This window comes from Providencia sp. PROV208, assembly GCF_028479465.1.
Lineage (GTDB): Bacteria > Pseudomonadota > Gammaproteobacteria > Enterobacterales > Enterobacteriaceae > Providencia > Providencia alcalifaciens.
Window position 1 is genome coordinate 1 of the sequence record NZ_JAMPNS010000016.1, and the last position, 13,815, is coordinate 13,815.

General features: G+C 38.0%; 16 protein-coding genes. 2 read left to right on the plus strand and 14 right to left on the minus strand.

Annotated elements, in window-relative coordinates; genetic code table 11:
* The 6 genes from PR766_RS12465 to PR766_RS18460 form a co-directional block, all read right to left on the minus strand.
* A partial coding sequence (locus tag PR766_RS12465) for a phage tail protein (protein WP_272518480.1) occupies nt 1–151 on the minus strand: 151 nt, incomplete at its 3' end.
* 38 nt (nt 152–189) lie between these two features.
* On the minus strand, nt 190–3,195 hold the full coding sequence (locus tag PR766_RS12470) for a phage tail tape measure protein (RefSeq protein WP_154636531.1): 3,006 nt from the start codon (nt 3,193–3,195) through the stop codon (nt 190–192).
* Nucleotides 3,196–3,253: 58 nt separating this feature from the next.
* On the minus strand, nt 3,254–3,532 hold the full coding sequence (locus PR766_RS12475; RefSeq protein WP_154636530.1) for a hypothetical protein: 279 nt from the start codon (nt 3,530–3,532) through the stop codon (nt 3,254–3,256).
* A gap of 125 nt (nt 3,533–3,657) precedes the next feature.
* Nucleotides 3,658–4,440 (minus strand): ORF6N domain-containing protein, encoded by a 783-nt coding sequence (locus PR766_RS12480; protein WP_154636529.1) that lies wholly within the window; start codon nt 4,438–4,440, stop codon nt 3,658–3,660.
* Nucleotides 4,441–4,503: 63 nt separating this feature from the next.
* Nucleotides 4,504–5,319: a BRO-N domain-containing protein gene (locus PR766_RS18455; protein WP_230086848.1), complete on the minus strand. Its 816-nt coding sequence runs from the start codon at nt 5,317–5,319 to the stop codon at nt 4,504–4,506.
* Nucleotides 5,309–5,440, minus strand: a complete 132-nt coding sequence (locus PR766_RS18460) for an Arc family DNA-binding protein (RefSeq protein ID WP_226693873.1) — start codon at nt 5,438–5,440, stop codon at nt 5,309–5,311. Before PR766_RS18460 ends, PR766_RS18455 begins: the two co-directional genes overlap by 11 nt.
* A gap of 166 nt (nt 5,441–5,606) precedes the next feature.
* Between PR766_RS18460 and PR766_RS12490 the strand changes: the two genes are divergently transcribed.
* Nucleotides 5,607–6,005 (plus strand): Arc family DNA-binding protein, encoded by a 399-nt coding sequence (locus PR766_RS12490; RefSeq protein ID WP_154636527.1) that lies wholly within the window; start codon nt 5,607–5,609, stop codon nt 6,003–6,005.
* Nucleotides 6,006–6,119: 114 nt separating this feature from the next.
* Here PR766_RS12490 and PR766_RS12495 read toward each other — a convergent pair whose 3' ends face one another.
* The 4 genes from PR766_RS12495 to umuD form a co-directional block, all read right to left on the minus strand.
* Nucleotides 6,120–7,649, minus strand: a complete 1,530-nt coding sequence (locus PR766_RS12495) for a DUF4041 domain-containing protein (protein ID WP_154636526.1) — start codon at nt 7,647–7,649, stop codon at nt 6,120–6,122.
* 187 nt (nt 7,650–7,836) lie between these two features.
* Nucleotides 7,837–8,274 (minus strand): hypothetical protein, encoded by a 438-nt coding sequence (locus tag PR766_RS12500; protein WP_154636525.1) that lies wholly within the window; start codon nt 8,272–8,274, stop codon nt 7,837–7,839.
* Between the two features lie 13 nt (nt 8,275–8,287).
* The gene (locus PR766_RS12505) at nt 8,288–9,244 is read right to left on the minus strand and encodes a hypothetical protein (protein WP_154636524.1); all 957 of its coding nucleotides are present in this window, start codon (nt 9,242–9,244) and stop codon (nt 8,288–8,290) included.
* A 186-nt stretch (nt 9,245–9,430) separates the two neighbouring features.
* The gene (gene umuD, locus PR766_RS12510; protein ID WP_154636523.1) at nt 9,431–9,844 is read right to left on the minus strand and encodes a translesion error-prone DNA polymerase V autoproteolytic subunit; all 414 of its coding nucleotides are present in this window, start codon (nt 9,842–9,844) and stop codon (nt 9,431–9,433) included.
* 314 nt (nt 9,845–10,158) lie between these two features.
* Between umuD and PR766_RS12515 the strand changes: the two genes are divergently transcribed.
* Entirely contained in the window at nt 10,159–10,491 is a 333-nt protein-coding gene (locus PR766_RS12515; RefSeq protein ID WP_154636522.1) for a colicin E1 family microcin immunity protein, read from the plus strand.
* A gap of 14 nt (nt 10,492–10,505) precedes the next feature.
* Here PR766_RS12515 and PR766_RS12520 read toward each other — a convergent pair whose 3' ends face one another.
* From PR766_RS12520 to PR766_RS12535, 4 genes are all read right to left on the minus strand, one after another.
* Entirely contained in the window at nt 10,506–12,350 is a 1,845-nt protein-coding gene (locus PR766_RS12520) for a colicin-like pore-forming protein (RefSeq protein WP_154636521.1), read from the minus strand.
* 114 nt (nt 12,351–12,464) lie between these two features.
* Complete coding sequence (locus PR766_RS12525; protein ID WP_154636520.1) at nt 12,465–12,767, minus strand: DUF1799 domain-containing protein; 303 nt, start codon at nt 12,765–12,767, stop codon at nt 12,465–12,467.
* A gap of 17 nt (nt 12,768–12,784) precedes the next feature.
* Entirely contained in the window at nt 12,785–13,087 is a 303-nt protein-coding gene (locus PR766_RS12530; RefSeq protein ID WP_006660977.1) for a phage tail assembly chaperone, read from the minus strand.
* A 38-nt stretch (nt 13,088–13,125) separates the two neighbouring features.
* Nucleotides 13,126–13,779: a phage tail tube protein gene (locus PR766_RS12535; protein WP_039862503.1), complete on the minus strand. Its 654-nt coding sequence runs from the start codon at nt 13,777–13,779 to the stop codon at nt 13,126–13,128.
* Nucleotides 13,780–13,815: the final 36 nt, after the last annotated feature.

Below are 13,815 nucleotides of genomic sequence, written 5' to 3' on the forward strand. Positions count from 1 at the left end.
AAACAAATGACCATGATTGAGATTCCGTGTTAATGCCATCGCCGGCGACTTGCTTATAGCCATCACCAAACTCAACCTCTTTTATTCGGTGTTTGAACTCACCCACTGGTGACTCCTGCGTTTGAGTTCGCCACTTAAACTCTTCAATCATGCTCACCTCAAATAAAAAAGCCACCAATGCGGTGGCTGTTAGTTGCCTTTAATTGCCCTTGATAGTGCCGATGCAGGATTGAGTAAAAGTTTATTAACTACTCCCTCCATTTCTTGATTTAGCTCTCGCTTTACTGCGGAATGATTAATTTGCCCCGAGGATGGCTGCTGCTGATTATTGCCAAAGTTTAAATCCCCAATAGATATGTTAACTTGAGCCCCTACAGCAGATTGAGCGCCATAAATTTGAACTCTTGATTGATTAACTGACATTGGCTGAGAGCCACCAACATAACCACCCGATGCATAGCCTTTCTTACCTGCATCCATCAAGCGATAAAGATTGTCTTTTCCTAACTTAGCCGTGCTGTCTTTATCAAATACGAACTCCCCTTTATGTACAACACCAGCTGCGTCATATTTGCCACCATCCCCGGTGTACCCACCACCAGCAAACCCAAGAAAACCACCTACCGCTGTTCCACCAAATGCTGCTTTCATAGAATTAAGCATAGCCATCTGCATTAGCATCTTAGTGGTCATTTCTAAGAATGAACGAGTAAAGTCACCGAAACTAGCTTTACCCGTGATGACAAAGTCTGAAAGGCTGTTGCTCATACCTTGGAAAAACGACTGACTGATTTGAGCTACGTTGCCGTAGACGTTTGTCGCTTGGTCTTGGAATTCTGCAAAGCCCTTTTTAACACCGGCTTCCCAATTAGCGCGTAAAGAATCCTCTTTGCTGTAATAATCCTCTAGTGCTTTTCTCTCTGCTGGTGACTTAGCCTGCTCAAGTGCAATGTCACGCTGGTACATACGGTCAGACTTACCTGCTCCCATATCCAACGCACGACTTCTGGCATTGATTTCATCAACTCGTTTGAGTTGCCTGTCTAGTTCTCGGTTATGTTGCTTCTGAAGCTCTACAGCATCCCCAGCAACCGCTAATGCTTTTTGTGATTCAAGGACGCTTTCTTTCTTCGCTAGTAACGCTTGCTCATCATTAGTGAGTTTGCGTGTTGCACTTGCTTCTTCTAGCACAGAGATTTTTGCTTCCATATCCCAAAGCTTTTTACGCTCAGCGCTAATCACATCAGCAACAGTTTTGTGCTCCTTTAATACCTTAAGTTGAGACTGGAGAGAGACTAGCGCTTCGTTGGCTGACTCATCAGCACGAGTGCCGTAGTCAGGGCGGTATTCTTTGCCTTTCTTAGTTACTTCTGGCTTATATTTTTTGTTAATATTTTTTACAGCTGCTTCTCTATCTTCTCTTGACCATAAATCAGGAGCATCAGCTACTTTCCTCCATAGATCCGCTAATTCTAGAGCTCTCTTCTTCTCATTTGTTGCCCACTCATTAACTGATTTTTTCCTATACTCAAGCGATGCTATTCTTTTCTCTTCCCTTTTTTGAGCCTTATCTGCTTGAGCGGCAGATGAATCCTCAGTTTCAACTTGTTTTTGTAAATCTGACACATCTTTTCTTAGATTCTGTACAAGCGTCCGTCTTGCTTCTAGGTTCCTAGTTGCATTTTGGTTCATGAAAGATTCTGATTGCCGCCCATACCCATACCCTGATGTGTCTGGAACAATTGATTTTTCGGCTTGTTCTAACTCCTTTACTGCAATTTCCAATTGCTTGGTTTTCTGATTTAATCTTTCATGCAGCGGAACCTCTCTGCCAACACTTAGCATTTGATCCCAAGCATCTTTTGCGGCATCGCTAACAGCTTTCCACGCACGCTCTAATGTACCTAAGTTAGCCTTTACTTTATTAGCCATATCTAATGACGCCTTAGATAGCAAAGTCATGCTTTCCGCTGCTGCTTGATCCTTATGCCCCATTTCTTCTAACCGCATGATTCTTTCTAGTTCAGAAGACTTCAAAAAATGCATTGTTTTGTTAAGTTCTAAAATAGCTGAAACAGGCTCATTCTTTAATCTACTGAATTGTTTAATTGTTTCATCAACCGATTGCCCAGTAGCTTCCTCCATCTTCGCTGCCGTATTTGCTATCATCTCAACCGCATTTCCAGTAAACAACCCTGAACCAACTACTTTAGATAATGCATCAGCCATTCTATACTGAGTTATGCCATTACCAGACAGCTGCCTTGACAACATGTCTAATTGCGATGCTGTTTTGCCAGCGTAACCGCCTGTTAAAATGAGTTGACGGTTGTACTCACCAAATTCCATAGACCCTTTATAAGCAGCAATAGCTACAGCAGAAGCTGCACCAACAAGACCTACCATTGCTATTTTTGTGGGGGTAATTAGTGATGCCATAGCTTTTAGCGAGTTTCCAATCCCACCAAATGAGTCTTTGATCTGACCACCTTGTTGGATCATTACAAGCCATACTGGCATTCCAGAAGCTAGTGACGTTACTACATCTGTCATCTGCATTGGCAGTTGTCGCATGGCTTGCTTGTACTGCCCGATTGTTATTGAGCCATTTAAGAATGCTTTTTCTTGTTCTTTTAGTTTAGCAATCATAGGAGCAGCTTGTTGCGAAACCCCCATTTGCGCTGCTTTTAGTTCAAGAATTTCAGTCCTTGTCTTTCCAAGAATGTCAGTCTGGTTTTTTAATGAGTTAAGGAAGTCATCTGCTGCCTGTTTAGCTCTATTTGTCGCAGCTTCTTGCGCCAGTAGTGCCTGTCCTTCAACGGTTAAGGACATGTGCATTTTCTGCAATTTGTCTCTCGTCTGCTCCAGAATATTGTTGTAGTCATGGAACTGGTCTGTTGGCAACATTCCTTTCTTGCTGGCTGATGACAGTTTTTCTTGCCACTCGTCTAATCGTTCAAATGCTTTATTAGTGGGGTTGAGTTGATTCAATAACTCATGAAGCTCTTTACGCTGTTTCTCTGCTGCTTGAGTGGCTTTTTTCTGATTATCAACACCCCGTTTAAATTGTTCATTTAAATCTTGTGCGGAATCATTCACCTTTTCGGCCGCACTACCAAACTCTTTCAGTTTCTGCGTACCACGCTCTAAATCTGAGGTATCAGCCTTGAGCGAAATCGTTGCTATATCTGTCATTTACTTTTCTCCAGACGAAAAAAAACCACCCGAGGGTGGTCATGTAGAATATTCAAATTTACTTGCTAGTTAGTTCTTCAACTCTCTCTCTTGCTCTTTCGCAGTTTTCTTTTTCTTCGTCACTGAGCTTTTCTTCATAGATTATTGAAATGTCACAAGCACCTTTCACGACTCCTGCCTTGGCGGCTTCACTTAGCATCGAAGACAACGATTTCACACACTGCTCTTTTGCAGGGCTTCCTTTGCATATCAATTCTTTTTCTATCTCTAACTGACTGGCAGCAACCCCGAACCCAACAGAACAAAGCAGTAGTCCTAGTAATATTTTTTTCATCATCAATACCTTTTCATTATCAATGATTGAATATTAGCAAATAGTTTCAGCAATTGAACGCAAAAGACCTCAATCAAGAGGCGTAATATGTGATCTGAATTACAAGCCCGTCCTTGGGCTATGTGTGGCTAGAACAGTTTGGCTAATTCTACATCATGAACAGCTTTCCAAGCCTCGGCAGGCCATGATTTTACTGACCCGTATCTGTCGTCATGCACTTCCATTGGTATGACGTTATTTTCTAAACACCATTTACGCAATGGATGCCATTTAAACTTTTTGTCTAGCTTCTTCTCTACAGATAAAACAGTGGCATGTTTTTTACTTTCGCCAATCTTAGCCGCTAAAGCGTTCTTTTCACGCACTGCCTTTGATGCGGTAGCCATTGCCGTTGCTTCACGTTTTTTGCCAATCCATGCTTTTGTTTCTACTGCATGGTCACGCTCAGCCGCAATTACCGCTTTCTCTTTCTCTGATTGGAGAAGGCTTTCCAATGCCTCAATATAGTTAACAGGCAAGCCAGAATTTTTACGTGATGTAAAATAGGTTTCTTCCAGTAATTCGAAATAATCCCACGCTTGATCTGTCTCTAACATTTTAGCGTGGCGTGATGCTCCGCGCTCAGTCCATAATGTCAACTTTGGTGTGCGCTTATCAACTAACCCTCTTAAAGATGGTAAGTCCTTTAGCTCTTTTAATTCATCGCCTTGTACAAGGAAATAATGTTTCCCTTCAATAAAACGACTGTCATTTCTAATGAAGTTATTTTGAATGTTCTTAATTTCAGCACCATAACCAATAGCCAGTGATTCAGTAGTAATCACCTTCTGTTGACGGTAGTAAACCTCCGGCACCTGAAAATAGTTCGACGTGACAACTGAATTATTATTTGCTAATCTAATTTGACTCATGAAACTTTTCCTTCTGGTTTAGTTTGGGATTAGCCAATAGTTGCAGCTATTGGCTTTTCTGTTTTAATGGCATCCAATACGCCTCTTTTTATATCCACCATATGGTAGCCCTTTTCCTTCTCCTTCATAACTAAAGTTCAAACCTCCCGTTTTTTCAGCCCATTTGAAATTATCGTTTAATCTTTGTATCATTTTTCTAGATTGATTAAACATATCCTCCATCTCTACTGTTGTTTCTGCAACATCATGCAGCGCATAAATACGGGCTTTCACTCCAGAAACATCAAACCCGTCTTTTTGCAATTGCTCAATAAGTTCTAACTCTGGTGCTGGATTTCTCTCATCAACTAAGCGTCTAGCGTTTAGCACTACATTTCCATATGAGCGGTCATGTACATCTGCCGACTCCATAGGATAGTGATAATTAAACATTGGTGAGTTATTACTTAACTCAACCTCGCGATCTAAAATATCTAACACCCATTTACGGAACTTTTTGGCTTCACTCCCTGTTGCAAACATAGCAATCAAATGGGCGCCGCGAAGTGAATAAACTCTAACCAATTTGTTACGTAAGCTATTGTTTATTCCGTTGACACTCAAACTGAGGGTCATTGTCATTGAGTCAGTAAACTCATCTGCGTTACGTGCATAAATTTGGCTAATAGCATCTGTCTTTTTGTATTTCAGAACCTTTGCAATTTCAGTTGATGTTAACCATACCTGACCATCGTCAATGATTGGGCTGAATGTGAAGTTCTGGAAAGTTAAGTCTGTTTTGGTTACAATATTCATGTCACTTATTCCTGTCGCAAGGGTATTTGACGTTAAGGCCTCATTCGATTCGTTCGGATGGGGTCTTTTCTCTTTATTGAGCATTTTTCCTTTGCCCCTCTACTCTATTTTTCCTATCCGTTAATATTTTTACTATCTCTGCGTTTAATGATCTGGCATTGCTACCAGCCTCCAACTCATACCACTCTCTTACTTCGTCAGGCATTCTTAGCGGGTATGGAGATATTCTGCCATTTCTTTGATTCACATGGACTCCTATTTTATCACTGCGTATCACTAACCCTGCATAGATAGTGATCCATATGGATTCACTTGTCAAGAAAGTATTAGCGCATTAGACTTATAAATATGAATCATTAGGAGTCACAAAGATGGCACGAATAGCACCATACCCTTTACGGATGCCGCCAGAAATGAGGGAAAGGCTTGAGAAGCAAGCTGAAGGTAATCATAGAAGCTTACAACAGGAAATTATTTACCAGTTAGATACTATGCATCATATAAATGCAGTCCTAGCTAGCACCGCAATTAAAGGTGATAGTTATTATCAAGTTATGGAACTTTTAAAAGAATACAAAAGTGCCTCCAAATTAAAATTGGATATTGAAACTTTAAAAGCTAAATTAGCATTACTTGGCAATGACGTAACAACGCCCGACTCTGATAAGTTCATAGAAATTGAAACTCAAGCAAATATCATTAAAGAGTCGGTAGATAAGATACTAAAACAGATTCCCTTCAGAGTATCGGGGATTTCGAAAAAAAAATAACCACCCAGCCCAAGGACGGGCTAGATTCCCACCGAGCGGGAGTGCAAATTGAAGCAAACAAAAAAAACTGCCGAGGCAGGTTGGATATATTAATAAATTATTCAAAGTAAATACCTAAACCATCAATGGATACTCATCCTCAATCTTCTCAGCTAACCTATCATCTCTGTCATTCTTTTTATTCACTATTGATAATAGACTTTGTGTTTCTCTATATTCTTTTGCAATGGCGAACTCATCAAAACTAGCATCAAACCCTAACTCTCTGACTTTCTTCTCTATTGATGATAACGGAACATTAAAGAATTCTTTTCTATTGTTCACCATGTTAACGCGATGATTTATAAACTCCTGGTGTAAGCTGGTTTCCAATGCTGGCGCATCATCAGAGTATATTAACGCATGTATATCGAATTTAAATGGAACTGAAGCCGATCCTAACTCATTTACCCTTTCTTCAGGTTCCAATCTACGAGTTAAGCCAATTTTATAGATATTCTCACCGAAAGCACCAATATTAGATATAACATAAACGTGCCCACTCCTAGTAAGTTGAGCTTGTGATTTTGCTCTTTCTGATAACGCTTGAGCTTCAGCTAACTTACTTTCTAATTCTGCTATTTTAGACTCGATCCTTTCTTTTTCTTCAGCGTTAGCTTTTTCGAGTTCTTTTCTCGCTTTTTCCATTGCCTTTTGGAAATCTTTTTCTGCTTTCTGTTCTTCTTTTATAGCTTTTTCATATTCGCGCTGAGCCTTTTCCTCTTCTCTCTGAAGCTCTCTCTCCTCACGTAAGATATCTTTTTCATCTTGAATTTTTTGTTCTTTTTCATGAGTTAACAGAATTTCTTCAAGTCTGAGAGCAAGGTATTCACCAGTGATTCTAATTCCAACTGTTTGCCCAAATTTGTTTAATGACTCAAATGCATTTTCAACGCGCTTAATTAATTGCTCAACATTGCCAGCCCTAACCTTTGCCAACGCTGCATCACATTCACTATTGAAAGCCCTAACTAGCAATTTTACATATTGCTTTGTCATTCTCTTACCTTCAGACTCACTTCCATTAACAGTCCAGCCAGAAGGCGTGTAGCATGCATCATTACTTCTAATTAATCCTTTTTGTTGTTCTTTATTTCTTAATATTGCTTCTTGATAAGCTATAGAGTCATGGTAATCAAAACGAGGCTTATAGATTCCAAAGTCAAGCATTTCAGCACTATCATTAACCAAAGCTAGCTTTTCGGTTAGTGCAATCAATTGCTTACGCTTTTCATTGTAGTTTTCCTTCAAAATCACTAGTTCTTGTTTTTGGTTATCAATTTCTACTTGTGATTTATACTCCCTACTTTCTATTTCGTTAATTTTTTCTTTGACCTCCTCATCAATAGCTCTTCTTTTTTCTGCCACCTCAGCATTAATCTCATCTCTAGCTATCAGTTCATCAGCTTCAATTTTTTCTAGCCTTTCTTTTTCTTCTTTTAAGGCAGCATCTAAAATCTTCCTAGCCTCTTCCTCGGCATCATCTATTGGCTTAAAACGCAATAATTTTAATTCATAATTTTTCTTTTCTTTGTGTTTAAGTGCAATAACAATAATAAGCACAATAAACAAAAGCACTGCAATACCTATTGGTACTAAATTCATTAGCGCATCCTCTATAATTAGTTAGCTACATTTAACCATTTGTTTTAGGGAAGGCGTTACTGATCTTATTTACAGCAAGGAGGAATATAACAACTCGAAGGGTTCATGTGTTCTAAATTGTGACCCGCTACAACCCACCAGCTGGTGGAGAGTAAAATTAGAGCAATAAAAAACCCACCGGAGTGGGTTACATATGAGGGAATATCCAGCTAAGTTTTCTCCAGCATAGCATGAAGGTCACTATTGATATCAATATATAATAAAGGCCTACAAGCAGAAATATTACATCAGAAAATACTATATTATTGTTAGGCAGAAACATTGAAATCAGAGTAAATAGACATGCAGTTATAAGGGTTATCCCAGTGCTCAGCAGTCCATTTACTAGTGCTTTGAACGCATTGTTTTTTTTCAGCGCATCTACTATACCGTTTGGATTATTTGAACTGCTCAAGATAGATATAGCTGCAAGAACAAATCCAAACAATATGCCAGATATTGTTGAAACAACTCCAGCTACAGATACCATGGCGTTATGATCCATGGCAATCATGTAATCTTTGCTAAAAAATACAAGTATCACCACCGCAATAGATTTTAAAATAAAAACCACTGGTGCGTTCATACTCCCCTCACATTCATTGGTCTGTATTTACTTCATATTGAGATAAATATTGTAGATTATCAATCTTTGCTTGAATTAATGCCAGCTTCACATCTTCATCCTTTGGGTACCCATCATTCTGAATATAAACGTTTTTAGTATGCCTTAAAAACTGGTCCAAAAGGCTAGTTTTCCTATTGCTACCCTTCCTGATTACATCTGCACGCTGCACTATGGCTTTGTTTTTACCACCTTTAAATTTTTCAAGCATTTCTTTTATACTTTGCTTGACATCTTCAGATAGATATTCATAACCTTTACTTGTCGTTGTTGACTTGCCTCTAAGAATTAGATCCAAATGTGATGTCCCTGAGCCCGCTAACATATCAGCTATCTGCGATGATAAATTATGCTCCAAATCATAATCTGTTTTATTAAAGTCTCTAGGCGCAGCAATTGTTACTTCACATGTTTTTAGTATAGTACCAGTTTCAAATAGCTCTCTAATACTCTCTTTTTTCCATATAGCTGAAAAGCTCACGTGAGACTCTCTACCTAGTGATGTGAACAATGCATAAGATAGATCATTTGTTTTTGGACCTAAATGATTCTCTGAAAGTAGCAATAGGTCTGTCTTGTAGTAGTATAGAAAGTATGAACGCTCTGCTAAACTTTGTGATGGAGTTAATGGAATTTTTTCCTCAGAGAATGTTTCATTATCAGATATATAAGCCAAGTGAGCACTATTTCTATGTGTGGTCATAAATCCATAAAAAAAGCCAGCTTCAGTATCCTTTTCTAGGAATGTTATTTTTAACTTTCTATCTTGACTGCCTATTATCTTAAAATTAATAAGAGTTGATGTGCAATCATTGTACAATGAGTTAAACGCTAATCCAGTTAGAGATGCATTTTTGTTTTTTGTTACATCGCTACTGGTATAAAAACCAATCCTTAATTTTTTAACCCGCTTTGCTAATGGCTTACTCATAATGGTCAATACCGATTCAGATTTAGATGCTGTTTTTACACCGAGTAATATTTACGGTGCTCGTTAACAAATATCTAGATATAATATCAATATTACTTATGCATCGTTATCTGGTAATTTGATCAGGGATTAACACATAATCACACGAAACTCATCGAAATTTGTCGCGTAAGCAGGCGGCAACACTCACACAGCTTTGTGAATAATGTAGGTTACGACTCCAAATATCTGAAGGTCTTGCATATCACCTATCAAAATCGGTGAATATTCAGGGTTCATCGGCATTAGCATAGGTGGATGAGACTTTAGTCTCTTTACTGTGAATTCACCATCAACGCTAGCTATCACAATATCCCCATCCTTTGCCGCCAGTGCACTATCGACAATAACAACGTCACCATCGTTAATGTTTGCATCAATCATCGAGTTACCTTCCACGCGCAGCATATACGTACTATCAGGATGCTTAATCAGCGTACTGTTGAGGTTTATTCTCTCTTCCATATAGTCAGCCGCAGGTGATGGAAACCCGGCGGGTACACGGTCTAGGAATAACGGGATATTGATAATTGACTCGGAATCGATAAGTTCTAGCTTCATGACGCACCAAAATACAACTGTTTTTATATACAGTATATTCCATGCTTTTTAGTTGTAAAGATCATTTTCACTCACCAAAACACGGTATACATACACAATGATACCCTACATCCTATTATTCGCTTTAGCTTGTGTAATTCGGCGATTTCTACTTTCTAATTAATCATCAACGGCAAAATCTTTTCCCTCTTAGAGGTAAAATTATATTTTTTAGCAAAATTTTCATAGCGTTATACTTATGAAATATAAACTAGCCAATCAAACATTAAATGATTATATTTATCATTTAGACTAATAACCTTAGAGATGAAATAATGTGCAAAGAGTACTATCTAAAAAATATAGGCTGGGGTGTGTTTGGTTGCATACTTTTTTTATGGTTATGCAGGGGTGAACCAACTCAGAGTTACATTCTAATTTCTGTTTTTCTAATTGCTAGTGCGCTGTTTTACCCATTTTCAAAAAAAGCAATTGAGTTAGTTGCTTTAACATTTACAGGTAAAAACTTTTGGAATACTGGCATTTTTGCAAATACCGCGCTAAAAAGTGGTATTTATGCCATCTATTATATGTTTTGTTTTATTTTTTCTATTCCAATAGGATTAATATTCATCATTTTTTCACTCTCAAAAAAAAGCCGCATATAGCGGCTCAATTTAAACTAAATACCCAGAGTTTTATTTATATTCTCTACAAATTGTTCATCCACTAAAGCGCCCACTGCAGCCATAATCAACGCAAATCCAATGATACCTACAGGCCCTCCCAATACAATACTAAACGCAAATGCTGTTGCAGCTCCAGCCATACTACCTGCAATCAATGTTTCTGCTTTCACAAAAAATGGTCGCCAATTATCAGTTTTAATAGCCTTGACTAGCTCATTCCCTAAATCGGCATAATCCATAACTTTCCCAGCCTTGAAAAAGACTTTACTCATTTTGTTAAGACGTTCTGCAGCGAGCTTTGTGTCTCGTGCTTCTAAGGCCTTAGCTATAACTTCTCTGTCTTTTACTCCATATTTTTTACCTAGAGAGTTTTTATACTTCTCAAAAGCTTTCAGCGCATCCTCTGCATTCCTGATCCTTTTCCCTTTCGAACTTGCAGCTAAATTTTCAGCGAGTATTTCAGCTTTTAGACCTAACTGTTCGGTCACTTCTTTGTAAAAATCTAATGTTGCTTTGATACCTGTTTTTAATTGGTCATATTCTGCTTCTTGTTTTTTTCTTTCGTTATTTTTCAATTCATCTACATATTGACTTTTCGGATAACCATAATAAACATAGATGGGATTCATATTACTACCATCAGGGAATACTATAATTGCATCGTTCACCTGATATTCATAAGGAAGCCGAATATCTTCTAACTGCAATTTATTGTTTAGCTGGATTTTTTCTGGTAATACAAGGTTTTTTGCTTTTATCGTTTTATCTTTAATAAGATGAGAAAACCCCATATCATTTGGATTTTGTAGGAAAACCCTACCAACACTAATTTTTTCATCGGCTAGTTCATAATGAAAAACTGTAGACTCCTTGACGTATGTTGCTTTTATAATAGGGATATTCTTACTAACCGCAACTCCGTCAGCATTAATTAAGTATGCTGTGCTTTTATTTCCATTTACATCCTTAATCAAAGCAACTCGATTGTTTACTTCTATCGTCACACCCTTATCTGCTAATTTAGATAATTTAATACCATCATAATTCCCTTCAAGAAAAGGCTCTGCAGGCAATGTATTTAGCATATCTAATTCAGATACTTCAAATGCATTTGGTTTGATACCAATAAACTCACAAAGCTTAATACCTTTAAGGTAATATTCATTATTTTTTGTAATTAAATCATCCTTAATTTTATTAAGAATTCCCAATGAATCTCTCAAGTTATTTTCTATCTCACTCTCAACTTTATTTGTAATGCCAAATGATAAACCTCCTGGCATATTCACAAATGCAGTATCTCTAACATAGTAACCTTTTTCTTTAGAAACTTGACTCTTTGTTCCATTCAAATACTCATTCGTAAAGCTATCTATCAATTTTCTTGTATTATCTGGTAGAGGATATTTCTTACTCATTTCCCGTAAGGAATATGATTTTCTAAATGCAGTCTCCGCAATTTCTTTTACATTTTTTTCAATTTCGTCTTTAGAAATATTTTTTTTTGCATAAGCAACTTCTTTTTTAAATTTAACTACTGTAGCTCGTCCATTTTTGTCCACCTCAATATCATAAACGTGCCCCTCATAATTAGCCTCATACGTACCCTCACCCAGTGACGTATTCTTAGGGGAGATAACTTTTCCTGAGCCATTATATGGTTTAACTGGTCTTGGTCGAGTTTCATCAACGTAACCATCCCCCCACCATTCAATGAATGGACTCTCACTATTAGTTACAGGCGGAGCAGTCACAATCATTACATCTGGTGGTGATTCTGGTTGAAATTTTCCATCTAAAAAATCGTTAATATCCACGTATATTGGCTTACTTGTCATTATTTTTACCTATCCTTAATATTTTACTGTATATAAACACAGTAATAATACCCGCAAGTGGCTCAAACGCAAATAAAAATAATTACCATTTACATTTAATTTACAGAGTTGTATTTACACATGAGAATAATGATTTTTGTTATTCATCAGCTCTAGGGCTTTTGATTCCATAACCCGTAGATCATCAAATACGGTCGCTTTATCTTCAATGTTGAGCAATTTCATAACTTCATTTAGCGATTGATAATCCAGCCCAGTAGCTCCATTCATGCCCACTCGCCACTGAGTTCCCATTGCCGAAAATACCTGAAAGGAATCCCAAACATCAGGGAAGACTTCAATATCATCAATGTCAGGAGGAAATCCAAAAGCTCGCTCAAAACTTGCAGCCTCTTGCTTTGTCATTCCTCCATACATTGCCTCTGCGACCGCAATTAGTTTTTTTCGCGATTACCTAGCAATTCGCTGTAATACGTTGAGGTAATTGCCCCAGCTGATGACGGGTAGTTATCAAACAACAATTTCAGATTTTCTTCGCTATAAGGTTCTTCAATTGCCCAATCAGCAATAATCACCTTGAGAAAATCATCAATCGAGTTATCACGTAACTCTTCCAGCTTACTCATAGACATATGATTAAACGTGAATGTCACCACTTCAGGCTTTTCCTTGCCGGCAATAGGAATTTTCACATCAGCTTTAAACTTCGGATTTGGTTGTAGCGTAAACTTTGCCATTCATTGACCTTATTATTTAATCCAGTAGAGGGTTGTATTTATGCAGTGGTGTAAATCTGCATATCAGATTTCAGTGAGAAACGAGCTGAAACATTTTCAACTTCGTTAATAGCAGTGTTCGGTACGCGCTGAAATGACACACTTGCTGAGTAATAACGATCTTCGCTTGCGCGTTTATTATGAAAACGGATAGCGGTTAATTGCTTATTGTCATCCAATTTCATTAGTAGTGGTCGGATGGGTAGTGTTGCATCGTGAGCGAACGTATAAACCTGCACGATACCGGATTTATAAGTATCAACGGTTTCAGCTTGTTCATCTTCTAAAAATTGAATCTCTTGCGTTTGCTGTTCACCGCCTTCTGTGGATAAAGTCATGACTTGAGGCATAACCTCCCATTCTTGGATGGTTTTCAATGTGCCTTTACCACCACCAATAGGAAAACGATCAATATCTGATGTATCAACACTATCCAGTGTAACGCTGGTATCATCAGCCGTTTTTACTTTGAATACGCCAGACATGCGCTTCCACCCAGAAACCACCTGAATAACATCACCCGCCTTAATGCTGCTTGACGCATCTACTGTTAATACAGCTTCGGTGGCATTACTAGCTGCAGAGAATTCAATTTCATTGCCGTATTTACTCGCAACATATACGCGCGAGCCATTAGGAATGTTATAAGCCATATGGACCTCTTTATTTGTGCATAAAAAAACCGCCAT

Bases quoted from the DNA above. Each gene is read 5' to 3' on its own strand.
- PR766_RS12505 (WP_154636524.1), bottom strand. From the start codon at position 9,244: ATGAGTAAGCCATTAGCAAAGCGGGTTAAAAAATTAAGGATTGGTTTT.
- umuD (WP_154636523.1), bottom strand. From the start codon at position 9,844: ATGAAGCTAGAACTTATCGATTCCGAGTCAATTATCAATATCCCGTTA.
- PR766_RS12480 (WP_154636529.1), bottom strand. From the start codon at position 4,440: ATGAGTCAAATTAGATTAGCAAATAATAATTCAGTTGTCACGTCGAAC.
- PR766_RS12500 (WP_154636525.1), bottom strand. From the start codon at position 8,274: ATGAACGCACCAGTGGTTTTTATTTTAAAATCTATTGCGGTGGTGATA.
- PR766_RS12490 (WP_154636527.1), top strand. From the start codon at position 5,607: ATGGCACGAATAGCACCATACCCTTTACGGATGCCGCCAGAAATGAGG.
- PR766_RS12515 (WP_154636522.1), top strand. From the start codon at position 10,159: ATGTGCAAAGAGTACTATCTAAAAAATATAGGCTGGGGTGTGTTTGGT.
- PR766_RS12525 (WP_154636520.1), bottom strand. From the start codon at position 12,767: ATGTATGGAGGAATGACAAAGCAAGAGGCTGCAAGTTTTGAGCGAGCT.
- PR766_RS12495 (WP_154636526.1), bottom strand. From the start codon at position 7,649: ATGAATTTAGTACCAATAGGTATTGCAGTGCTTTTGTTTATTGTGCTT.
- PR766_RS12475 (WP_154636530.1), bottom strand. From the start codon at position 3,532: ATGATGAAAAAAATATTACTAGGACTACTGCTTTGTTCTGTTGGGTTC.
- PR766_RS12470 (WP_154636531.1), bottom strand. From the start codon at position 3,195: ATGACAGATATAGCAACGATTTCGCTCAAGGCTGATACCTCAGATTTA.
- PR766_RS12535 (WP_039862503.1), bottom strand. From the start codon at position 13,779: ATGGCTTATAACATTCCTAATGGCTCGCGCGTATATGTTGCGAGTAAA.
- PR766_RS12520 (WP_154636521.1), bottom strand. From the start codon at position 12,350: ATGACAAGTAAGCCAATATACGTGGATATTAACGATTTTTTAGATGGA.
- PR766_RS12530 (WP_006660977.1), bottom strand. From the start codon at position 13,087: ATGGCAAAGTTTACGCTACAACCAAATCCGAAGTTTAAAGCTGATGTG.
- PR766_RS18460 (WP_226693873.1), bottom strand. From the start codon at position 5,440: ATGCCTGACGAAGTAAGAGAGTGGTATGAGTTGGAGGCTGGTAGCAAT.
- PR766_RS18455 (WP_230086848.1), bottom strand. From the start codon at position 5,319: ATGCTCAATAAAGAGAAAAGACCCCATCCGAACGAATCGAATGAGGCC.